The 21,965-nt window shown below is 60.7% G+C and carries 19 protein-coding genes; all 19 read right to left on the bottom strand.

What is annotated here, in order from left to right:
- Positions 1 to 35: 35 nt before the first annotated feature.
- The gene (locus FE782_RS08295; protein WP_138193617.1) at positions 36 to 1,388 is read right to left on the bottom strand and encodes a hypothetical protein; all 1,353 of its coding nucleotides are present in this window, start codon (positions 1,386 to 1,388) and stop codon (positions 36 to 38) included.
- Between the two features lie 96 nt (positions 1,389 to 1,484).
- Positions 1,485 to 1,835, bottom strand: coding sequence for a Rieske (2Fe-2S) protein (locus FE782_RS08290; RefSeq protein WP_138193616.1), 351 nt, complete (start codon positions 1,833 to 1,835; stop codon positions 1,485 to 1,487).
- Between the two features lie 17 nt (positions 1,836 to 1,852).
- Positions 1,853 to 2,926: an amidohydrolase family protein gene (locus FE782_RS08285; RefSeq protein ID WP_138193615.1), complete on the bottom strand. Its 1,074-nt coding sequence runs from the start codon at positions 2,924 to 2,926 to the stop codon at positions 1,853 to 1,855.
- 78 nt (positions 2,927 to 3,004) lie between these two features.
- Complete coding sequence (locus FE782_RS08280; protein ID WP_138193614.1) at positions 3,005 to 3,994, bottom strand: zinc-dependent alcohol dehydrogenase; 990 nt, start codon at positions 3,992 to 3,994, stop codon at positions 3,005 to 3,007.
- Positions 3,991 to 4,851 (bottom strand): sugar phosphate isomerase/epimerase family protein, encoded by an 861-nt coding sequence (locus FE782_RS08275; RefSeq protein ID WP_138193613.1) that lies wholly within the window; start codon positions 4,849 to 4,851, stop codon positions 3,991 to 3,993. Before FE782_RS08275 ends, FE782_RS08280 begins: the two co-directional genes overlap by 4 nt.
- A 127-nt stretch (positions 4,852 to 4,978) precedes the next feature.
- On the bottom strand, positions 4,979 to 5,965 hold the full coding sequence (locus FE782_RS08270) for an alcohol dehydrogenase catalytic domain-containing protein (protein ID WP_138193612.1): 987 nt from the start codon (positions 5,963 to 5,965) through the stop codon (positions 4,979 to 4,981).
- A 67-nt stretch (positions 5,966 to 6,032) separates the two neighbouring features.
- Complete coding sequence (locus tag FE782_RS08265; protein WP_138193611.1) at positions 6,033 to 8,099, bottom strand: alpha-amylase family glycosyl hydrolase; 2,067 nt, start codon at positions 8,097 to 8,099, stop codon at positions 6,033 to 6,035.
- 37 nt (positions 8,100 to 8,136) lie between these two features.
- Positions 8,137 to 9,228, bottom strand: coding sequence for a Gfo/Idh/MocA family protein (locus FE782_RS08260; protein ID WP_138193610.1), 1,092 nt, complete (start codon positions 9,226 to 9,228; stop codon positions 8,137 to 8,139).
- 67 nt (positions 9,229 to 9,295) lie between these two features.
- Positions 9,296 to 10,327: a LacI family DNA-binding transcriptional regulator gene (locus FE782_RS08255; RefSeq protein ID WP_158299303.1), complete on the bottom strand. Its 1,032-nt coding sequence runs from the start codon at positions 10,325 to 10,327 to the stop codon at positions 9,296 to 9,298.
- A 20-nt stretch (positions 10,328 to 10,347) separates the two neighbouring features.
- Complete coding sequence (locus tag FE782_RS08250) at positions 10,348 to 11,226, bottom strand: phytanoyl-CoA dioxygenase family protein (protein ID WP_138193608.1); 879 nt, start codon at positions 11,224 to 11,226, stop codon at positions 10,348 to 10,350.
- A 28-nt stretch (positions 11,227 to 11,254) separates the two neighbouring features.
- The gene (locus tag FE782_RS08245; RefSeq protein ID WP_138193607.1) at positions 11,255 to 12,247 is read right to left on the bottom strand and encodes a Gfo/Idh/MocA family protein; all 993 of its coding nucleotides are present in this window, start codon (positions 12,245 to 12,247) and stop codon (positions 11,255 to 11,257) included.
- A 67-nt stretch (positions 12,248 to 12,314) separates the two neighbouring features.
- Entirely contained in the window at positions 12,315 to 13,733 is a 1,419-nt protein-coding gene (locus tag FE782_RS08240) for an ABC transporter substrate-binding protein (protein ID WP_158299302.1), read from the bottom strand.
- Positions 13,734 to 13,844: 111 nt separating this feature from the next.
- The gene (locus tag FE782_RS08235; RefSeq protein ID WP_138193605.1) at positions 13,845 to 14,843 is read right to left on the bottom strand and encodes a carbohydrate ABC transporter permease; all 999 of its coding nucleotides are present in this window, start codon (positions 14,841 to 14,843) and stop codon (positions 13,845 to 13,847) included.
- A 5-nt stretch (positions 14,844 to 14,848) separates the two neighbouring features.
- A complete protein-coding gene (locus FE782_RS08230; RefSeq protein ID WP_138193604.1) occupies positions 14,849 to 15,730 on the bottom strand; it encodes a carbohydrate ABC transporter permease in 882 nt (293 codons plus the stop codon).
- Positions 15,727 to 18,012 carry a DUF5696 domain-containing protein gene (locus tag FE782_RS08225; protein ID WP_138193603.1) on the bottom strand — a complete coding sequence of 762 codons (2,286 nt, stop codon included), beginning with the start codon at positions 18,010 to 18,012 and terminating at the stop codon, positions 15,727 to 15,729. The genes FE782_RS08230 and FE782_RS08225 overlap by 4 nt, the downstream gene beginning before the upstream one ends.
- A 13-nt stretch (positions 18,013 to 18,025) precedes the next feature.
- Positions 18,026 to 18,640 (bottom strand): YIP1 family protein, encoded by a 615-nt coding sequence (locus tag FE782_RS08220; protein WP_138193602.1) that lies wholly within the window; start codon positions 18,638 to 18,640, stop codon positions 18,026 to 18,028.
- Positions 18,637 to 20,109, bottom strand: coding sequence for an NHL repeat-containing protein (locus FE782_RS08215; RefSeq protein ID WP_138193601.1), 1,473 nt, complete (start codon positions 20,107 to 20,109; stop codon positions 18,637 to 18,639). The genes FE782_RS08220 and FE782_RS08215 overlap by 4 nt, the downstream gene beginning before the upstream one ends.
- A 10-nt stretch (positions 20,110 to 20,119) precedes the next feature.
- Entirely contained in the window at positions 20,120 to 20,998 is an 879-nt protein-coding gene (locus FE782_RS08210; protein WP_138193600.1) for a carbohydrate ABC transporter permease, read from the bottom strand.
- Positions 20,999 to 21,004: 6 nt separating this feature from the next.
- Complete coding sequence (locus FE782_RS08205) at positions 21,005 to 21,958, bottom strand: carbohydrate ABC transporter permease (RefSeq protein ID WP_138193599.1); 954 nt, start codon at positions 21,956 to 21,958, stop codon at positions 21,005 to 21,007.
- Positions 21,959 to 21,965 lie beyond the last annotated feature (7 nt).

The raw sequence follows: 21,965 nt of genomic DNA, 5'->3' as shown, positions 1-21,965 counted from the left end.
GCGCCGCAACGAATGTTGCGGCGCGCCTGATTGGCTTACATCGATTCCCCGTTCAAATAGCGGAAGAACGGCGGATCGACCCAAAACGTATAGGTTTCGACTTCAACGTCCGGATCGAGCGCTTCGAACCCGTCGACGATGGCCTCGGACGCCGCGTTCAGCGAGAACGACTGCGCGTAGTACGGACCGGAGCCTTCGATCTTATTGTTCGTAATGAGATCGTAGCCCTCGAGCTCCGTGAACGAATAGTACAGCGGCTGCCACCACGACGAAGCGATCAAGCCGGCCGCGTCGTCGCTGTTTTTCTTGGCGTAGGCGAGGACGATGTCCTGGAACCGCGCCTTGTCCGCCGCCGTCTCGAATTCGAACGAGAGGTCGTATTCTTTCGCGTATGCGATATAATTGCCGTTCTCGATCTGCACGACCTGATAGCTGTCGGATTCGGTCGGCTCGCCCCACTCCTTCAAGTAGATGAACGCCGACGTCTTCGGCTCGAACTGCACCAGCGCGTCGATGCCTTCGCTGCGCAGCAGCCCGATCAGCTGGACGGCATGCTGCAGGTTGTCGTGCCCGTACGTCAGCGATAACGAATCGACAAAATTCGGATCGTACCGCGAATCTTTCAGGTTGTAGCCGGTCAGCAGGTCCTGCTTCAGCGCCGTATCCACCACTTCTTGGAGCTCAGGCGCCTGAATCAGATCCGACGTCCGATATGCATCCTGCAGCTTGACGTAGATGTCGGCGTCGCTGGAGGAACCGAGGTAATGCTTGTACCGGTCGTTGAACGCGAGCGTCTTCCCGAGCAGCGTCGCGAGCAAGGCGTTCGACGCGGCGCCTCCCTCCGCAACCTCCTTGTAATACGCCTCCGGCAGCAGGCCGGCGTCGATCGCGGCAGCCAGCTCCTTCGCGGCTTGCGGCGAATACGCGGACGGCGTCAGGCCGGCCTTGGATAACGCCGCGTTCGCCTTGTCCGCCTTGTACGAGTAGGCCAACTCCTTCAGGCCCGACGCCTTCACCGCCAAGTAGACGGCGCCCGGCGCGGTCAACGTCGACTCCGGCTGCACGGTCGTCGACGTCATGATGCCGGCGCCGTACAGCGCCGCGGCCGCTTCGAACCACGAACTGTCGCTCGTTACGTCTTCGAAGGCGATCTTCACGGTCTTGGCGTCCAGCTCGAGCGTCTCTTGCATCGCTTCGAGGAAGTCGCCCTTCTGCGTCGATGCGCCGAAGGCGATGTCGTATTTCTCTTCCAGGAACAGCGCGTAGTCGTTCGCGTCTTCCGCCGGCGCGGCCGCCGCCGCGACCGGGAACGCCGCCGCGCAAGCGATCGCCGCGGCCGCGCCGCCCGCGACGAGTCGGCGAAGCAACGTCATGTCTCTTATAATCATGCCAATCCCTCCACTCTATAATATTCCACTATTTTACTCGGAATATTGGGAGATTGGCAATCTTTTCATAGGATCGCTGCGAGGATGTTTCTATTTTCAAACGACGATGCCGATCTTCCCGTCCACGACGCTGACTTCGTAGGATTTCGCCCGGACCTTCGGATTCGCGAGCGAGCGCCCCGACTTGATGTCGAACTCCCACCCATGCCAGGGACACCGGATGATCTCTCCTTGCCTGCCGAAGACGTATTCGTACACGGCGGAGGGGAGCGTCGTCCCGACGACCTGCCCCCGGCAGAGCGGCGCCCCGGCGTGGGGACAATAATTATGAATGGCGTAAAACTGTCCGCCTAACCGAAATACGCCGATGGATCGCCCTTCCACGTCTACGAGGATCGAAGTCCCTTCGGCGACATCGTCCGCCGCGGCCACGAATCGGATGGCCAAATTCGCTCGCCCCTTCCCTATTCTAGTCGGTACAGCTCCATCGCGTTGCCGCCCATGACCTTCGAACGGATCGCCCTCGGGATGGCGGAGGCGACGACGTTCGGCGGATCGAAGTCCCAATGCGGGTAATCGCTCGAATACATGACGCGGTCTTCGATGCCGGCCATGTCGAGGATACTGTGAAGATGCTCCGGCATGCCGGGCTCTTCGATCGGCTGGGTCGTGAAATAGACGCGCTCCTTGATATATTCCGACGGGGGCTTCTTCAGCCATGGCGCGGACGATCGAAGCCCTTTATAGTTTTTATCCATGCGCCACATCAAGGCGGGCAGCCAGCTGACGCCGCCTTCGATGCATACGAATTTCAACCCGGGGAACTTCTCGAACACGCCTTCGCAGACGAGGCTGTTCACATGCGTCATGTAGTTCGCCGGCAAAATATTATGCCATTCCATATACCGCGTGGGGTAACCGGATGGGGTCGGCGCGCCGGATACGCCCCTTCCCTCCGTGCCCGGATGAATCGCGACGGGCAAGCCGTTGCGCTCGGCCGCTTCGTAGATCGGGTGGTAGCAGCGCTGCCCGAACGGCAGCCTAGCCGCGCTGCACATGATCGCCTGCACGAAGCCGGGGCGGCCGGCCATTCGGTCGATCTCGTTCGCGGCCGCTTGCGGATCGGCGTGATTGACGACGATGGAGCCGCGGAAGCGGGGATCGGCGGGCAGCCAAGCGTCGGCCATATATTCGTTATGCGCGGAGACGACCGCGTTGCCGTAATCCGGGTCGGGGTGGATCGGCATCTCGAGCGCTCTGCCCCAGTTCAAGATGCCGTACCGGAATCCGTACCGGTCCAAGTGATCTCTGACGATGACGCCCGGATCGCTGCCGGGTACGCCCCCGTTCCCCGGATCCGCGTCCCTACGCAGAACGCCGACCGGGGAATAATACGGCATGCCGATGCCGGTGCCGGCCGTCATCCATTGCCGGTGCCACGCTTCCGGCAAGTACGGCAGCAGGTCCTCTTGCCGCAGCACCTCGTTATGGATATCCGTATCGACAATCGTCGTTGCCGTTGTCGTTGTCGCGTGCATCGACTTCTCTCCTATCTTTTTGGGAAAAAGCGCCGGACCCCAGGTCCGGCGCTTGCGTCGTTCGCCCTCGCGTTTCGTCTACTCCCAAGGCTTCAGCATGATTTTGGCGGATTGCTGGGAGACGGACGTCTCGAACGCCCGTTGAATGTCGCTCATCGGGAATACATGCGTGACCAACAGGTCGACGAGGGGCGATCTCTCGATGACTTGGAACAGCAGGGGCAAATCGTTCAAGTTGTAATGCCAGGAGCCGACGAGCGAGATGCCCTTGCGGATGAGGTCGCGGCTGACGACGATCGGCGTGTCCGTATGACATTCGCCGATGAAAGCGACCTTCCCCTTCCGGCGCACGGCGTCGATGCAAAGCCGGTGCGCGGCCGGAACGCCGGAGCAATCGAGGGCGAAGTCGGGTCCTGCGCCGGCCGTCGCCTCCCGGATGCGCTGCAGCGCTTCCGGGTCGCGCGGATCGATCACGGCGTCCACGCCCATCCGTCTCGCGACGTCCGCCCGGTACGGATTGGACTCGACCGCGATGACGCGGGCGCCGCGGAACGCCGCGTTGACGACGGCCCCGAGCCCGACCGGACCGAGTCCGGTAATAAGCAGCGTATCGAACGCCCCGACGCCCAGCTTCTGCATCGCGCCGAACGACGCGCCGAGGCCGCAGCAAGCGAGCCCCGCGCGTTCGTAGCTCATTTCGTCGGGTATGCGCCTTAGGGCATGCGCCGGTTTCACGACGTATTGCGCCATGGCGGCGTCTCGCATCGGGTTGGATAAACAATGGATGTAATCGCCCGACAAGCAGAGGTCGCAGACGCCGCAGCCGGAGAGCGGCATGGAGATGACGCGGTCGCCCGAGCGGAACGGTCCCGACGCGGCGGCTTCGACGACCTCCCCGACGGCTTCGTGGCCCAGACAGGAATTAGGCGCTCCGTCCAAGAACGCCTTGTACTCCGTACACATCGGCGCGACCATGACCTTCACCAACACTTCGTCCCCCGACGGCTTCGGAATCGGCAGTTCCACTAATCCGGCCTTCCGTTCGGCCAAAATCGCGGCGCTCTTCATCGCCCGCTCCCTCCTTCGCTCGCCGCGCCCAAGACGCGGTCCATCGCTTCCTTCGTCTTCCGCGCGGCCCCTTCGGGCCCGAGAAGCGGCAGCGTGTCGCTGAACACTTCGGCCGAGACGAAGCTGTCGTAGCCGATGCGCCTGAGCGCGTTCAGCATCCCGTTCAAATCGATGATGCCTTCTCCGGGCAGCAGTCGCCGGTCGTCGACCTGCTCGTCGACCGGCCGGTCCGGCGCGTCGTTGATATGAACGAGCACGATCTGCTCCGGCCTCAAGGCGAGAATATCGTCCGTCGTCGCGCCGGACGTGAACCAATGAAAGCTGTCGAACAGCACGCCGACGTTCGGGCGGTCGATCGCGCCGATCAGCTCCAACACGCCCGGCAGCGTATGAATGAAGTCATGCTTCATCGTCCGCAGCGTCTTCGTGCCGACCCATTCGACGCCGAACCGAATGCCATGTTCCTCGAGAACGGAAGCGCATGCGCGGAGCCTTCGGATAAATCGGGACGTGTATTCGGCGACCGGTTCGTCGGTGGCCGGCCACAGCCAAGTACAGCAGCGGTCCGCGCCCAGCGAGGTCGCCAGCTTCGCGAGCTCGGGAAGCCGCCGCAGCCCTTCGGCGAACGTGTCTTCGTCCTTGCGAAATTCGACCGGGAGGCCGAAGGAGCCGATCGCCAAGCTTCTTGCCGCGAGGAGCTCCCGAGCGGCTTCGAGCGATTGTGTCCGCGCGACTTCCGCGAACGGCTCGATCGAGTAATCGATCGCGGGGAACCCCGCGCGAGCCGCGGCATCCAAGAAGTCGCGAAACGGAATCGACCAACCGCCTACGGTCGTCGGATTGATAGCAGGGATCATATGGTTCAGCTCTCCTTAATCTATTTAATTATTTACTCTATTAAATATTAACCACATATCAAACAAGATGAGACCCGTTTCGACGAAAGAACGACAATCTTGTCGCTTGGCGCGATTCCCCCGGAAATCAATCGATTCGGATAACGGACTTAATAAAGCCGGCAGGCTTCGAAGCGATCGCTTCATACGCCTGATCTACTTGCTCCAAGGTGAATTCGTGCGTGATCAGATCCCTCATGTTAAACAAACCGTTCCGGATCAGTCGAAGACCGGCTTCCATCTGCTTCATGTGAACTTCGCTCCGCCGCTCGTGCGCATTGACGACGGTGATCGCCTTCCAATTCCACAGCTCCATATTTACGCTGCGCATGCCGCCGTGGCCCTGATGGTAGCCGACGACGGACAACGCGCCGTGGACCGCCGTCATATCTCCGGCCAACTGCAGGCCGCCTTGAGTGCCGGACGCTTCGACCGCGACGTCGATTCCCTTGATCCCTTCGTCCATATGCGACCAGGCCGTCACCTTATATTCCGCCGGAACTTCTTGCGGCGTATAGGCTTCGTCCGCGCCGAACCGTCGAGCCGCCGCCAGACTCTCTTCCCGCATGTCGACGGCGACGATCTTCCCCGCCCCCTTCAGACGCATCAACTGTAAGAAGCCCAGTCCCATAAACCCCGCGCCGACGACGGCAACATCCTGCCCGAGCCCGACGGGCGTCCGGTCCGCGCCGCTCATCAAACAGGATAGCGGCTCGCCCAACGCCTCCAAGTCGTCCAGTCCTTCGGGGACGCGGACGAGCTTGCGGTAATCGGCTTTCGCATAATGTGCGAAGGCGTTCTGAATCAGCCCCGTGACGCGGTCTCCCGGTCGAAACCCGGGAACCCGCGAACCGACCTTCTCGACGATGCCGACCGGCTCGTGACCGAAGATCGGCCGGCGGCCGGACGCCTCCAGCCAACCGGCTCCCTCCATCCACGGGTGCAGCTCGGAGGCGCACACGCCGCAGGCGGTGACGCGGATCAGCACCTCCTCTTCCCCGATGTCGGGGATCGGAACCGCGACGACCTCGCTCTTCCTCGGCCCGGCGATCACGCTGGCTCTCATCGTATCCATAATTACCCCTCCCTAGGTTCGTACCAAATCATAATTCGTGCCCGTGCCCGTTCCCTTCCCCATCCCGTCATTCCGTAGCGGCCAAGACGTAGCCGTATCCTTGCAACGACACGGAGCGCCCGTCGCCGCCTACGTCGCAAGCCCCGTACAAGACGTCTCGAACGACCGCCGCCGCCGTACATGAAGCCGGCTCCGGGGATAGGTTCACCGCAACCCATCTTCTCCGCGTCCCGTTCGTACGCGCGAAAGCGACGATCGGGGAGTCCGTCTTCTGATAGCGAATATCGTACTCGTTGCCGAGCCACGTCTTCCGCGCTTCGAACAAGGACGTAAAGAACGACCGCAGGTCCGGACCCGTGCGCCGGTAGATCGAAGCGTCTTCGTCGCCCTGGTACAGCATCGGCATGCCGTCGATGCTGCTTATCAGAACCCAGAGCGCTTTCGCCTTCTCGACGCCGTACGCTTCCGTCGCGCGCCGCTTCTGCCATACCCAGGAGACGGTATCGTGGTTGCCGAGGAAGCGCAGCTTGATATAGCCTTCAGGCGTGAACCGCAGCTCCGTCTCGAGCCAATGCGTAAGGCGCGCCGCGTATTCCGCCGGTTCCAGCCCGGCGTTCTCGAGTTCGAAGAGAACGCGGTACAACGCCATATCGTAGAACGCATCGGTATACGGTGCATATACGGGTACCGGATTGAAATTTTCCGGCGTGACGAGCGGCTTCTTGCCCTTCTCCGCGAGCGCCTCCCGAATCGTCCTCGAGATCGCGACGCCTCCCTTCAAATTGGAGCTGCTCGGCCGATTCCCCGGGGCAGGTTTCCAATTCGTCAAACCTCCCATCGCGCAATCGATGCGGCTGCCGTCGATGTCGAATCGATCGACATGGTCGTGGACGAGCGCGCGGAAATACGCTTGGTAGTCCGGATTCGCCATATCGAAGCTCAAGCAGTTCCACTCGATAACGGGCTGTCCGCCGCGGTCGACCGCGGCCCACTGCCGCAGCTTGACGCCGAGGGGATCCTCGGGCTCCGGCCCGTGCGGTACGTAATCGAACAACAACGTCATCCCAAGCTCGTGCGCGGTTCGGCTGAAGGCGGCGACGTCGTCGTCCGTGCCGTACCGCGGATCGATGATCGCTTGGTCCGTCGGATGATAGACGCCCCGGTCCAAGTGCTCGAAGATCGGCAGCACCCAGACATGGTCGACGCCGATCGCCTTAAGTCCCGGCAGCGCATCGGCGAACTCGCTTATCGTCCTGCGGTCCTGAAAGCCCGAATCCATCGTGCCGTACGGATGGCAGGAGTACAGCACGCCGTCGCGAACGCCGTCCGTCGGCGGAGTCCAGCCGCGCGAAGCGTACAAGGCGCGCACCGCTTCGGACGGCGATAGCCGTCCGACCGGCTGTACGTACAGCGTGCCGCAGCGGAACGACTCCCCCGGCTCCAAGAAGCACTCGACGGCCGCCACGTTCGCGTAGACGAGGGAAGGCTCCGCCGCTCTGTACACGGCGGTCGCCCATTTTTCTTCTTCGTCCACGAAGAGCACATTGAAGCTCAGATCGCCCATGGCGGCATGAATGACGGGATTGACCAATCCGGTCGCGATCGGAGCGTCCGACGCGCGAAGCTCGTCTGCGGAATAGACGCCGTGCGGTACGTTGCCGGGAAATTCAAAGCGCAGGGACGCCTCGTTCGGGAGCGCCTGCGGCAGCAGGAAGGCGACGCCTTCCACGAGGCGGCGCGAGGAAGCGGCGTTCCGGATGTCCGCTTCGATACATAACGTCCCCGCCCGAACGGCGTATTCGACGGACAGGAGCAGGCCGTCGAACGCATAATTCAGATGCAGCCGGCCGTCGCCGTCGAGCGAATGTCCCAGGAATCGAGCGTTCGCGGACCCGCCGCCGTTCGGAACGATCAAGGGCAGCTCCCACGTGTGCAGACCGTCCAACGGACGGTATTCAAGCGTGCCTAGCGCGTATCGGCCGTCGACGCCTACGTCGACGACGAGTCCGCTCGTCGCGAACGTCGTCTCGCCGCGGCGAACGGACAACAATCGGCCCGAATACGCATCGAACCGGCATTCCAATTCCTCTTTCGCGTAGATGAATTCACCCGTGGCCGAACCCGCCGTCCCCATCGCTCGTTTCCTCCTTCAACCGCCGTCCTTCGAAGCTTTATTGCGCGACGGAAGAATAATTGCGCAGCAGCGCGTCGCAAATCATCTTAAACAAAGCGAGATCTTCTTTGTAATCCTCCGGCGTCGTCTTCGGCTGCGCCCCGCCCGCGACGACGTCGTAGAAGCGTTCGAGCTCGACCGTATACGGATCCTTGAACGTCGGTCGGTGCACGGATTGTCGATACGCGTCGCCGACCGTCTCCGAGACCTGCAGCGTCGTCGGCAGGTGGCGAATATACGGCGTATCGTACTGAATTTTCATCTGCTTCGACTTGCCGAACACTTCGATGTGCGCGTCGAATCGGCGCTGGTGATCGACGCCGGTTTCGAACGTCGCATGATAGCCGTCAAACTCGAAGGTCGCCGTGATGTAATACCCGTCGTTCCAATGGGAGGCGGACACGACCCGCTTGGGCATGCCTAGCAGCTCCCGCATGGCGGACAGATCGTGGCTGTTCAATCCCGCCAGCAGACGATACGAATTCCGGATCGGCTGCGGCACGTCGCCGACCGCCTCGTCGACCATCCGCTTGGCCCGCGCCCAGCGGTCGTCTGAGGCTTCCTTCGGAATGTCTTGGAACCGGCGCACGACGCTCGACTGCTCGATGATCATCGCGTTCTGCCCGATAATGTCGCGGATGCGCGCGTATTGAATCGGTCCCAGCGACGCGAGCTCCTCGCACGCCTTCTCGAACGCCGGCGCGTACCGGCGCATGTAGCCGACCAACACCTGCACGCCGGCCTCGTCTCTCGCCGCGATGAGCGCGTCCGCGTCGGAGACGGTGAGCGTCATCGGCTTCTCGATCAACACATGCTTGCCTTGGCGGATCGCGGCGATGGCGTGCTCGGCGTGATATTCGTCGCTGTTCAGAACGAACACGGCGTCTATGTCTTCCCGCCGCACGAGCTCGTGCGCGTCGGTGTAGAGCGCGTCAACTCCGTACCGTTCTCCGGCCCAGGCGACGAGCGAAGGCGAAATATCGCATAACGCGACGACTTCATATCGGTCGCTCAGCGCTTGCAAGATCGGCAGATGAATGATTTGCGCGACTTCCCCTAATCCGATGACGCCGACTTTGACTCTTTTCATGTTACGTCTCTCCTTTGTCGGTAATGAACCGTTATGTGTAATGCCGCGCTCGCCGACGATCCGATCGTTACAACGTCCGAACCCTTGTCTTCGCGCCGCAGCTTTCCCGAACGACGAGCGTCATCGGAAAGACGAGATGGCGGCTCTGTTGAGGGGCGTTGCCGGTTTCGATGGACAACAAAACTTGCTCCACGAGCGTCCGCCCCATCTCGGCGATCGGCTGCCGCACGGTCGTCAGCGCGGGCTTGGCGAAGCTGGCCATATGAATGTCGTCGTACCCGACGACCGCGACGTCCTCCGGCACGCGCCGCCCGGCCGTCTCGAGCGCCTGCAGCGCGCCGAGCGCGATGAGATCGTTGCCGCAAAACACGCCTGTGAACAGGCGTCCCGACTCGATCAGCTCCCGCATCGCGCGGTAGCCGAATTGGAACGTCGGTTCGCCGCGCGTAATCAGTTGCTCGTAGACGGGCAAATCGTGGATCGTATGCGCGTTCCGGTATCCGAGCTCCCGTTCGGGACTGACGAGCGGCCCGCCGATGTACGCGATATTCCGATGGCCGAGCTGAATGAGATGCTTGACCGCGTCCATCGCGCCTTGCAGATGATCGCCGTATATTTGGCTCATCCCTTGGATTTTTTGATCGAAGGCGACGATCGGCACGCCGTATCGCTTGATCTGCTCGGTGAATTCCAGGAAAGACTCGTTCGCCCCGCTGGAGGTGCTGTAGATGATGCCGTCGACCTTCCGTTGAATGAAGGAATGGATCGCGGCTTTCTCCTTCTGCAGGCTGTCGTCGCGGGTCGACGACGTACATAACAACAGCGTATATCCATGCGTCCAGAGCGCTTCCTCGATGACTTCCGCCAAGGTAGCCCAGTATTCGTTGGATAACTGTGGCACTAACAGCCCTATCGTTTTGGACTCCTTTACGATCATGGATCGGGCGATGTGGTCCGGAGAGAAGTTGTACTTCACGATCGCCTTCTCCACGCGGTCCTTCGTGGAAGGCTTGATTCCGTCCTTGCCGTTTAACACTCTTGAAACGGTAGCGATGGAAACCCCCGCCTCCTTCGCCACCTCCTTAATCGTAATTTTCATCCCGTTCCCCATCCCTCTTCTCAATAGACGGCCTTGCGAATCGACCGTTCTAACGGCGTGTGCGACTCGCCGGGCGGCCGGTCCAATCGGATGCGGTCCCGCAGCGGCGCTTGGTTGTTGCACATAAATCTCGGCGCGCCCGTATGGTTCGGCGACGCCGCATGGAACAAGAACGGGTGACCGATGATGACGTCCCCGGGCCTCCCGGTCGTCTCTACGACGCGAAGCCGGAAGCCGTCGTCGTCGACGGTCTCGCGCTCCATGAATCGCTCGATGCGGGAGAGGCCGTCCGGGATCGGCCGACTGCCGGTCAACTCGGCCAAATACGGATGCCGCTTGGCCGCTTCGTTCACTTCCTTCACCGCAAGCCCTTCCGGGCGCTCCTTCAGAATGCGAGCCACGATGTTGTGCGACCCTTCGACGACGAGCGTGCCGCCGCCGCGCGGACCGATTTCGGAGAAGATGCACAGCAGAAGCAGCCCTTGTTCCGGACTATCGAGAAATTGGGGGTGATGGATGCCGTCGATATGCCAAGCTTCGGTCGGGACGTCCCACGCCCGCTCGGCGCCTTGGCTGAAATTTACCGGCCACCACCCCCAACGAATGGGCCGTTCGCGAAACAACCACTGCCCGGGTCCGATCAAGTCCTCGATCGCGCCCAGCAATCGGTCGGTTTGGCAAGCCCGAAACTCCGGCGTGTCGTAATTTTCGTTCATCCGGACCATCGGCTTCGTCCAAGTCGAACGGTCGCTTCGCAGCACGCCTCGCCGCTCCACTTGACTCCACACGTACGTCTGGGCGGCCAACGCGTCCGCTTCCGCGTACGCCCGCTCCAGCTTTACCCAACCCTTGTCGATGAAATGCTCGATTTGCGCATCGTTTAACACAGCGGCAGTCATCGTTCTCCCTCCTTCGGCGGCTCCGGCGCTACCCGATGACGACGCGGGTCCGCGAACGGGCCGAGCGCAGCGTCGCCTCGACGACGCGCATGTTCGCGACCGCGTCCTCCGGCGGGAACGCGGGATCGACGCCCTCTTCCACGCTTCTCGCGAAAGACTCGACCTGCAGCGCGTAATGATCCGTCGCGGAGAACGTCTCCTCGACGGTTTCTCCCCCGCTCCGCAGGATCAGCCGGGTTTCCTCCGGGGGCTCGTAGTAAAACGCGTTCGGAATCGCGATGCTGCCTTCGCTCCCCAACACCAGAATTTCGTTCCGGCCGTCGCACCACATGCCGAACAGCAGCGTCGCGCCGATCCCGCCGGGGAACTCCAGCAGCGCCGCGTTCATCATATCGACGCCGCCATGGCGTTCGGACGTCCACGCATGGGCCGTCACGGCTTCCGGCTCCGAGCCGAGCAGCAGCCTCGCCCCGCTGATCGCGTAACAGCCGTTGTCGTACACCGAGCCGCCGCCGTGTTCGGGACGAAAGCGAATATCGTCGGATCGACTCGACAGATCGAACGCGAACGACGCCGAGACGGCACGCACGTCGCCGATCGCGCCCGAAGCGATCCACTGCTTCGCGCGGGCGTACCTCGGGTGGTGTCGGTACATGAACGCTTCCGCCAGCCGCACGTTCGCGGTCTTGGCCGCTTCCGCCATGCGGACCGCTTCCTCGGCGTCCATCGCGAACGGCTTCTCGCACAGCACATGCTTCCCTGCGAGAGCCGCGCGCACGGTCCACTCGCAATGCAGATGATTCGGCAGCGGAACGTAAACCGCATCCACGTCCGGATCGGCGAGCAGCGCCTCGTAACTGCCGTAGTGCCGCGGAATGCCGTGCCGGTCGGCGAACGCCTTGGCCGTATCCGCTCTTCGGCTGGCGACCGCGACGGCCTCCCCGCTCGGCGAGCTCCGAATCGCTCGAACGATATGCTGCTCGGCGATGGCCGCGCAGCCCAAGATGCCCCATCGGATCATACGTTCACCTCCGGAGGATGGAAGCCGGAATCGCTCGCGGACGCGAACGATTCCGGCGCAAAATCCGTTACTGAATACCGAGCTGCTGCTTCAGCGCCGCGATGTCCGGACCCAAGACGCGCTCCACCTCGTCTTGAATGTTTTGCAGCGCCGTCTTGGAATCGATGTTTTTCTCGAGCGCCTCTTGAATGCCCTTATCCCAGATTTCCTGGGCCTTGACGTCGAGCGGCGTGCTGATCGATTCCGGAATTTTCTGAATCATCTCCATATACATCTTCCCTGTCTTCTGGCCGCCGAGGAAGACGTTCGGCGTCTCCACCGACTCCAGCAGGTCGTACGCGGGCAAGAACGCGGGCGTCCCGCCGTACTGGATGTTTTCCTTGTTCGCGAAGACGTTGTTGAGGAGAATCAACCGGATAAACTCCCACGCGAGCGGTTTATTCTTGCTTTGCGTCGTGATGCCGAGCGAAGCGCCGCCCCAGCCGCCGTACGCGCCGAACGGCAGATGCGTCGCGCGCCATTTGCCTTCCGTATCCGGCGCTTTGTTGCGAATTTCGTCGACGCCCCAGTTGCCGAGGAACGTCATGGCCGTCTTGCCCGAAGCGAGCGCCTGCGTCCCTTCGTCCGACCAGAAGTCGATGTTCGAGGCGAGCTTCTCTTGCTTGAACCGTTTCGACAAATCCAAGCCGTCGGCGAATTGCGGCGTGTTGCGCTGCCACTCGAGCTTGCGGTTAAAAAATCCGATGCCGAACGTATAGATGCTCAGCGGCTCCGTATCCCACTGGATCAAATACTTGCCCTGCGCTTGGAGCGTCTTCGCCATATTGATGAAGTTGTCGGCGTTCGCGATGTATTCCCCGAGCTCCGCAGGATCGGTCGGGAAGCCGTTCTCTTCCAGGATGTCGACGCGATAAAACGTAACGGCCGGCGCGGTGTCGGTGGCGATGCTGATCAGCTTCTGTCCGTCGAGCGACTTGAAGCGCTGCCATACGGACGGCGGGAAGAAATCCTCGTATATCCCCGCGTTATACGGCGGAAGCAATAAATCCTCGAATCCGTCGACCGTGTTGTAGTTGCCCATCAACCCGCCGTCGAGGAACGCGATGTCCGGCGCGCCGGAACCCGCGGCCAACGCCGTCTTCAGCTTCCCCTCGATTTCGTCCATCACGACGAGATTCACCTTGACGTTGGGGTATTGGGAATTGAACATGCCGATCCAGGATTCCAACGGCCAGGCGGCCCATACCGTGACCTCCCCCTGCGTATCCGTCGCGAGCGCCGGGACGAAGTTGTTCGGATCCGCCGTAACGACCTCTTGCGCCGGCGGAGCGTCCGTTTGGCCTTTGTTGTCGTTCGACGGGGCTTCCGCTTTCGGATCGGCCGGCTCCGGCGTACCGGTTCCGAGTCCGCTTCCTCCGGAGCAAGCCGCCAGCGCCATCGTCAGAACAAGAATCAAAATCAGTGAAATCGATGCTCGTTTTTTCATTTGACATCCACCTTTTTTTGGATTTTCGGTGCGTCCCTTGAAATCCTGCGCCGACATTACGCTCCTATACGCATCACGCTCCTTTACGAACGAGCCTGCCGGGACAGCGAATCAATCTCCCGCGATGCCGGTCCGTTCTACGCTTTCTATGAAATAGCGTTGGGCGAATCCGTAAAGCAGAATGAGCGGCAAAATCGTGATGAGCGCCCCCGCCATATTCCGGTTGAAATTGGTCGGCACCGATCCGAGCGTGCGGCCTCCCGTCATCATCTTCGCTTGCTGAACGCGGAACACGCCTTCCGTATCCAAGATCGCCAGCTGCTGCGGCAAGTTATAGAATTCCTGAACCATGTAATACAGGTTCGGTTCGAAGACGTCGTTCCAATGCCATACGGTGGAGAACAGGAAGACGACGAGCAGCGCCGGTCCGGACAATGGCAGCATGATTTGGAAGTACGTGCGGTACGCGCCGGCGCCGTCGATGCGCGCCGCCTCCTCCAGCTGGTGCGGCAATCCGCGGAAAAACTGCATGAAGATCAGGACGAACAGAGCGCCCCGCAGCCCCTGCGCGAACAACCCCGGCACGATGATCGGCATCGACGTATTGAGCCAGTGAAGCTCTCCGAAGAAGATGAACAACGGAATGACGATCGTCTGCGGCGGAACGAGGAACGCGAACAGAACGAGCGCGAGCAAGAGCGAGTGACCGGGAAACCGATAACGGGCGAAGCCGTACCCGACGACGGCGCAGCTGAAAATTTGCGCGGCGGCGGATAGAAGCGTCGAGACGGCGCTGTTGCCGAAGCTGTGCCAATAATCCATCTTGTTGAAGGCGAACCGGTAATGCTCGAAGGAGAGCGCCTTCGGAATCCATTGCACGGTCGCGTCGGTAATGTCCTCGACCTGCATGAACGATTGGCTGACGATGTACAAAATCGGATAAATAAAGACGAAGGACAAGCTCAGCAGCACCGTATAGTGCAGCGTCAAGCCGAGCACTTCTTTAGAGCGCCGCGCCGCCCTCGAACGAAGGTACGCCGAGGTTTTCGCTTCCAGACGGGCCAGCGGATCCGCCGCGGCCGTCCGTTCCGCGGAATGTTCCGATCGCACTCGCGTCACCTGCCTTCCCGGGTATACGGATTATCCATTCTGCGAAACATCAGCATGACGAGCAGGATGATCGCGAAGATGATCGCGAAGTAAATCCACCCCAGCGCCGCGCCGTAACCGTAATCGTTCTCCTTGAACGCGACGGTATGAATGTATTGCATGACGGAATTGTTCACCTTCGTGAACGAATTGACGATGCTGAACAAAATGTTGACCAGGATCATCGGCGTAATCATCGGGAACGTCACCTTCCAGAAGCTCTCCCACGGCGTCGCGCCGTCGCACTTGGCCGCTTCGTAAAGCGACGGCGAGATCGACTGCAAGCCCGCCAGGAAAATAAGAATCTGTACGCCCGAGTCCCACATGACGAGCGTCAACGAATCGGCCATTCGGAGGAGCGGCAGCAGCACTTCGCCCGGAACATACTGGCTTAAGATTCGCGCCAGATCGTATTGAACGAAGATCGGCAGCGTCGCGGCTCCTTGCTCCAGCAGCTTCTGGAGCACCATGCCCGAGGCGATGATGACCGGCAGGAAGAAGATCGACCGGAACAGCATGCGTCCGCGGAACGGACGATTGAGCAGCAAGGCGCTGAACATGGCGAACACGATGATGAGCGGCACGTGAACGACCATCGTCGTCACCGTCGACATCAGCTTCGGCACGAACTCGACGTCCAGCGTGAACGCTTCCCGGTAATACGCAAGGCCGTTGAACGAAGCGACGAGTCCTTGATTCGTCAACGTCATCTTGTTGAAGGAGTAATATAGCGATTGCCCGAACGGAACCGCTAGAAACATCAGGAAGCCGACGACCCATAGGGAGATGAACGAGTACCCTTCCAAGATGTGGCGGGTGCGCATCGACATTTTCCCGAATCTTCTCATTGAGCTCCCCCCTTCACCGCATACCCGAGGGCCGGCACGGTCGCGCCGTCCGCCGACGTCTCCTTCGAATTGTAGTTGACGATAACCTGTACGCCGTTCCCGTACGTCGTCCGGAACACGCCTTCCGCCAGCCGCTCATGCGCGACGATCGGCTCGCCGGCCACCTGTTCGAGCACCGCGGCCGCCTCGTTGTATTCCCGCACCGACAAGTCCGCCCACTCCGAGAAGCGCGAGCTGAACAGATCGTCCACCATCGTCCGCTTCAGCATCGCCGGATCCTCGTGCGTGAACCGAAAGCTCGGAAGCGCGCCGTATTCGAGCGCCCGTAGAAACTCCGCCTTCGGGTCGTCTCGAAGATTGGAAGGCTTCGCCGTATACGGAATCATGCCGTGAACCGCGATTTGATAGAACGGGATCGCACGTTCCTCGAACAAGAAATGGCTCGAGTCGAGCGGAATGTCGTCGATGCGATCCACATGGCCCAGCGCGTAGCCGAAGCCGTAATCGACCGCCGCCTTCCCGGCGTGCTCCCGCGCGGCGTCCATCGACCTCACCCACGCGTCGAGCGTCGTCTTCCGATAGGTCGGCGTCTTCGAGCCCGGGTCCGAATACAGCATGCTGCCCATCAATCCCAGCTGCACGCCCGTCGCGCCGAGCTCCGCGAACGCCGGCATCTCCTTCTCGACGTAACGTTCCGACACGCGGTCCGCCTTTAATAGGTAATACAGCTCGTATGAAGCTTGCCGCGTCGTCACGTACGGCTTGTAAACCTTCATCAGCTCCTTGTTCAAGCCCCGGATCGCATCCGACGACTCCTTCATGGCTCTGCTCTTATGGAACGGCTTCACGTAGTTCGTCTTGAGGTACAAGTCGATCCCTTGCGAAGCGGCGTAGTCGGCCAACGCCTTCAGATCCGCGGTGCCGCCGAGCCGCCGGTCCGCCGGCAGGTGAGCCGGTTGGTTGCCGAACGCGCCGCCGTCGTTCCAGCCCTCGAGCGTCAGCTCGATCGAACGGACGCCGCGTTCGATCAGTCCTTCGAGCATCCGGCGGGCTTCGTCGAACGTCGTCATCGAGATGAACGTACGCCCTAGGATTTCGTCCTGCAGAACGCCGCCGAACAACCGAAGCTGATACGCCGGCGACTGTCCCTCGACGGGGACGACGCCCTGCACGGTAGTCAAATACTTCCTGTAGGCGGACGCCATGCCGACGTAATCGGCGGCATCGCCTTGCAGAAATACGTACCGAATCGACCGATCGCCGGGAATCATGTCGCTGAGCGTCAACGGAATCTCGCCGGAGCTGCCGAGAAAGACGACGTCGTCGTTCCGGTAAATAAACTCCGCCGACGTTCGGTACAGCTGGATGCCGCGGAGCCCCGACGGGGTCGCGTTGATCTTCGCGTCCTCGGCTCCGTCTTGAACGACGGCGAGGAACGCCTTATCCCCTTCTTTATATATCCCGTATATCGGGAGCGCCGCCATCTCCCGAGGGCCGTAGCTGAGAAGCTCCCGTTCGTTGTCCGTAACTTTCTGGTATACGTTCTTTCGGAACGCGTGATCTCCGCCGTAAATGAATTCGCTGTAGATTTCGAAGTACGGCGGATGCGATTCCTTGAACGGAATAATCGCGCCCGATCCGTCCGGTATGACGACGGCTCCGCGTTCGGTTCCCGCGGCCGCTTCGAAGAACGGAAGGGGCTCGATCGAAACCAATTTCTTGTCGACGCCGTCGCGGATGGAATCGAACGGGATGACGATCTCCAGACCGTCGTCCGTCAGTCGATATTCCATGACGAACGACATCCCGAGCGTCGGCAGGTCGAACGCGGCGACGATCGCGTCGCCGGCGTCGGACAGCTTCGCTTGCAGCGCCCCTTGCTCCTTGAACGGGTACGTCTGCGCGCTGCCCTTGCCTTCCGTATAGCGGATATGTACGGGAGAACGAATAAACCGCTGGTTGTTCGGCGGCATCGTCTCGTCGATCGCCGGGATGCTGACCCACGTCTCGCCCGTCGCCTTATCCGTTACGGTTACGCCGCCGTATCGACCGTCGAAGCGGAGTCGGAACCGTTCGTTCTCGAGCGACAAGTCAGGCGCGCCGAATTCGTTCAGCTCCGGCTTCGGCTCCTCGACGGCCGCGGCGGCCGGCGCGGCCGGTTCGGCGGGGGGCTCGCTGATGACCAGAATAAAAGCGATCGTAAGAGCGGCCGTAACGGCGTATCCCGCGATTTTCCAAGCATGCGTCCGCAAACCGGACTTCAGCCTCGACATGCTTCTCATCTCTTGCCCCCCCTTACCATCTGAATGACAGCTCCTTGTATAAGCCGATGACGAAGGAGAACGCTTGGTTTACGAGCCCGAACACCAGAAGGCCGATAAACCAGACGACGAACATGCCGGCGATCGTCAACAGCGAAATCCATACGACCTTGCCCAACTCGAAGTCGTGTACGACCTTAACCTTCATCAAGACGAGCATGACGACCCACAGATAGACCGCCGCCGTCAAGCCGGAGACGATCATGCTTTCGCTTAAGGAAAGTACGTTCGTTAAGACGGCGATCGGCAGCATGAAGACGACGTAAGGGATGAACGCGAAGGCGCTGCCGGACAACACGTCGACGAATTTCCCTTCCCCGTCGACGATCGTGCTGACGCCCCAGTTGGCGACGGCCCACGTCAGCCAAGGAACGATGATCCATACGGCTTGAAGCACGACGGAGATTTGGTAAGGCTCCCGCGTTTGGTACGAGAAGCCGGTAATCGTCAACGACAGCACGCGGACCGCGACGGTCAGCAATACGAGCGCGATCGCCGCGACGACCTTCGATCGGCCGACGAATTGAATATCGTAGAAAAACTCCAGCGGATGCAGCATAACGTCCCGAGCCATCCGTAACGGTTTCACAGATTCGCCCCTCCCCTCTTCCAGCCTCCGCCCGCGGCAGCCCCGCCTGCCCGTCGGCGTCGGCTTCGCCTGTAGCGGTACGCCTTGAACAACGCGTACAAGAGCGCGATCCCGCCGAAGATGACGTCGAAGTGCTTGCGCAGGAAGATTTTGCGATATTCCAGATACGCCTCCGAAAACCCGGCCCGGTCCTTCGCGGCTTTGAAGTACGTCATCGCCTCTTCGTACCGTTCCGCACGGTATAACGCCTTGCCGATCGACTTATAAGCCAAGTCGTAATTGCTGTTCATGCGCAGCACCTCATGCCAGGGGACGGAGGCCTCTTCGTATTTCCCCTCGACGTACAGCTTAACGGCTTCGTGTACTTTGTCGGCGAACGGCGTCGTGCGGAACCGATCGATGCGCCCGCGCGTCTTGTCGACGACAAGCATCGTACCGTCCGACATGGAATCGATCGCCGACGGCGTCATGAACAGTCCGTTCTGATTGCCCAGCCCGCCGAAGACGAACAACAGATTGCCCAGTTGATCGTATTGGAACGCCTTGCCCGTCGTCTGATCGATCGCCGTAATGACGCCGTTCGCGTCGACGGAGACGTCGACGAACGCTTCGAACAGCGAGGACCATCGCTCTACCGGCATCCGGTAATCTCCGTACCGTCTCGACTCGTTCAGATTTAAAATATCGACGCCGACGGCGCTCAGCCGCTTGATTTGATTCGCTCGAATGCCGAACGTCGTCGTGTAAATAAACCCTTCCCGGTCTAAAAACAGGTTGGAAAATTCGGGAGGGCGGACGCTGGCGAGCTGATCCCGCTGCTCCTTCGTCGCGATGTAACGCACCAGCAGCCGGGTCCAGCTGAACTCGACGTGATTCGCGCCGAAAAATCCGGCGAAGCTTCCGTCCGGCCGCAGCTGCACCAAGCCTTGATGGGCGCCTTCGCTGACGGCGAACAAATACCCCCGCTTGTCGAAGACGACCTTCGACGGCGAGAACGTGAATCCGGTTTCAAGAAGCGGCGAATCCGGCTTCGAATATTGGCCGACGTAGCGGCCGTACGAATCGAAACGCGCGATCCGTTGATTTCCGGTATCCGCGACGTACAATTCCCCTTCTTCAGTGACGTAGACGCCCTTCGGCGAGGACAGCTTCCCTTCGCCCTCCTCCGGCGCGACGACGGAAATGACGTTCCGATCGCCGTCCATGCGGACGATCCGGTTGTTCCCGGTATCCGCGATGTAAAACGTATCGTCCTCCGCCACGAAAATATCGGACGGCTCGACGAACGGCCCGGTCTCGAGATCGTAGCCGTCGATCGAGTCTTGATACAAGTACCCATTGATGGACTGCGGCGTATTCCGCAGGCTGTCGTAGATATACCCTTCGTAAGGACTGTCGGCCGATGCCGATATAGGAAGCATGGCACAGCCGAGGAGCACGACGATCGCGGCGCGCAAGTACCGTCTCATAGCGGCGTCTTCACTCCTTTATCCCCGAATGGGCCATCGTCTCGAGCACCATCTTCTGCGTGACGACGAAGACGAGGACTGTCGGGACGATCATGAGCAGGCTTGCCGCTCCGAGCGTGCCCGCCGTCGCGATCGCGTTCGCGGTGCCGCCGTTGATCGTCGTCAGCGCGTACGGCAGCGACTTCATGTCCTCCGTCGTCGTATACACCGCGGACGACCAAGGATCGTTCCACGCGGCGACGAAGACGAACAACGCGAGCGTCGACCAGGCCGGCTTGAGAAGCGGCATGACGATTTTCCAGAAGATCGTCCATTCCTTCGCTCCGTCCATCTTGCCCGCCTCGAGCAGCGCGTCCGGGATCTGGTCCAAGAACTGCTTCATGAGGAACAACCCGACGGGATACGCGAGATACGGGATGACCAAGGCGAAATACGTATTCATGAGGCCCAGCTTGTTAATGACCAAATACTGCGGAATTTGCGTCACCTGCGGGGCGAACATGAGCGCCAGAATGACGACGTTAAAGATCGACTTCCGGAACGGCATGTCGACGTGCTTGCTTAGCGGATATGCCGCCATCGCGGAGATGAGCACCCCGCCGACGACGATGCCGAGCGACACGACGACGCTGTTGAACGCATACCGGGTGAACGGCACGAAGGACGTGCCCGACGCGAGCAGCAGGTTATGGAAATTTTTCAACGTCGGGTTCATGACGAAAAATCGGGGCGGAAACAAGAACAGCTCCGAGATCGGCTTGAACGCGGTCGACACCATGTAGACGAGCGGCGCCAGCATAAACAACGCCAATACGGTAAGGAATGCGTAGAGCGCGAGACCGCCCCAGTCGAACCTTCCCTTCACGATCGTAGAAGACGATACGGCCATCGCTGCTCACTCCTTATGTCCGAGAATGTTGAAGATGAACCGGTTCAGCCCCACCATAATGAAAAACAGGACGACGGCGATCGACGATGCGTACCCCATCTCGAATCGAATGAACGCATAGTCGAACAGATGGGTCATCACGGTGTGCCCGGCGTATAGCGGACTCGGGATGCCGACGAGCTGGACGCTCACGTCGAACACCTGGAGCGAAAACACGACCTGCATGACGGCGCCGAACAGCAGCTGCGGCTTGACGGAAGGGATCGTGATGTACCATAGCTCCTGCCACCGATATCTCACTCCGTCGATCGCGCCGGCTTCGTACAAGTCCCGCGGCACGTTCTGCAGTCCGGCGAGGAACGCCAGGAAGCCGATGCCCATGCTCATCCACAACGACACGAGGATCAGCACCGGCATGATCGTCTTCACGTCCTGCAGCCAAAGCCACGGCTCGTTCAGAATGCCCGATTGCAGCAGCCAATTGTTGATCATGCCGTATCGATCGCCGGAGAACAAATACGTCCACACGACGGTCATCGCGACCGCGCTCGTGATCGCCGGCGTGTAGAAGCAGAAGGTGTACAAGAATCGGTACCGGTTCGGAATTTGGCTGATCAACCACGCCAGCAGGAACGCCATGATGTAACCGACGGGACCGGTGACGACCGCGAACTTCAACGTGTTTCCGATCGCCGTCAGGAAGATGTCGTCGTCGACGAAGAGCAGCCGGTAATTTCCGAGCCCGATAAAGCGCGGGGACTCCAGGATGTTGTAGTACGTGAAGCTGAGCCCGATCGACGTGAGCACCGGAATGATCGTGAACAGCGCGAAGAATACGAGGAACGGCGCAAGGAACAAGTACGACACTCGGTGTGCGTACATCGCCTTCCACAACAGTCTCAGCTTGCTCTCCGGAGCGTACGCGGCCGCCCCGGACGTAGTAACGGTCGTATGGTTCATGCGGTAC

The sequence above is a fragment of the Paenibacillus antri genome (assembly GCF_005765165.1).
Taxonomy (GTDB): domain Bacteria; phylum Bacillota; class Bacilli; order Paenibacillales; family YIM-B00363; genus Paenibacillus_AE; species Paenibacillus_AE antri.
Note: the sequence above shows the minus strand (reverse complement) of the source record. Positions and strands in the feature narration are given on the sequence as shown.

Excerpts from the sequence above, each read along its gene's own strand:
- FE782_RS08240 (WP_158299302.1), bottom strand. The coding sequence starts at position 13,733 with ATGAAAAAACGAGCATCGATTTCACTGATTTTGATTCTTGTTCTGACG.
- FE782_RS08245 (WP_138193607.1), bottom strand. The coding sequence starts at position 12,247 with ATGATCCGATGGGGCATCTTGGGCTGCGCGGCCATCGCCGAGCAGCAT.
- FE782_RS08280 (WP_138193614.1), bottom strand. The coding sequence starts at position 3,994 with ATGAAGAGCGCCGCGATTTTGGCCGAACGGAAGGCCGGATTAGTGGAA.
- FE782_RS08295 (WP_138193617.1), bottom strand. The coding sequence starts at position 1,388 with ATGATTATAAGAGACATGACGTTGCTTCGCCGACTCGTCGCGGGCGGC.
- FE782_RS08285 (WP_138193615.1), bottom strand. The coding sequence starts at position 2,926 with ATGCACGCGACAACGACAACGGCAACGACGATTGTCGATACGGATATC.
- FE782_RS08275 (WP_138193613.1), bottom strand. The coding sequence starts at position 4,851 with ATGATCCCTGCTATCAATCCGACGACCGTAGGCGGTTGGTCGATTCCG.
- FE782_RS08225 (WP_138193603.1), bottom strand. The coding sequence starts at position 18,012 with ATGAGAAGCATGTCGAGGCTGAAGTCCGGTTTGCGGACGCATGCTTGG.
- FE782_RS08270 (WP_138193612.1), bottom strand. The coding sequence starts at position 5,965 with ATGGATACGATGAGAGCCAGCGTGATCGCCGGGCCGAGGAAGAGCGAG.
- FE782_RS08255 (WP_158299303.1), bottom strand. The coding sequence starts at position 10,327 with ATGAAAATTACGATTAAGGAGGTGGCGAAGGAGGCGGGGGTTTCCATC.
- FE782_RS08210 (WP_138193600.1), bottom strand. The coding sequence starts at position 20,998 with ATGGCCGTATCGTCTTCTACGATCGTGAAGGGAAGGTTCGACTGGGGC.
- FE782_RS08230 (WP_138193604.1), bottom strand. The coding sequence starts at position 15,730 with ATGAGAAGATTCGGGAAAATGTCGATGCGCACCCGCCACATCTTGGAA.
- FE782_RS08205 (WP_138193599.1), bottom strand. The coding sequence starts at position 21,958 with ATGAACCATACGACCGTTACTACGTCCGGGGCGGCCGCGTACGCTCCG.
- FE782_RS08250 (WP_138193608.1), bottom strand. The coding sequence starts at position 11,226 with ATGACTGCCGCTGTGTTAAACGATGCGCAAATCGAGCATTTCATCGAC.
- FE782_RS08215 (WP_138193601.1), bottom strand. The coding sequence starts at position 20,109 with ATGAGACGGTACTTGCGCGCCGCGATCGTCGTGCTCCTCGGCTGTGCC.
- FE782_RS08265 (WP_138193611.1), bottom strand. The coding sequence starts at position 8,099 with ATGGGGACGGCGGGTTCGGCCACGGGTGAATTCATCTACGCGAAAGAG.
- FE782_RS08260 (WP_138193610.1), bottom strand. The coding sequence starts at position 9,228 with ATGAAAAGAGTCAAAGTCGGCGTCATCGGATTAGGGGAAGTCGCGCAA.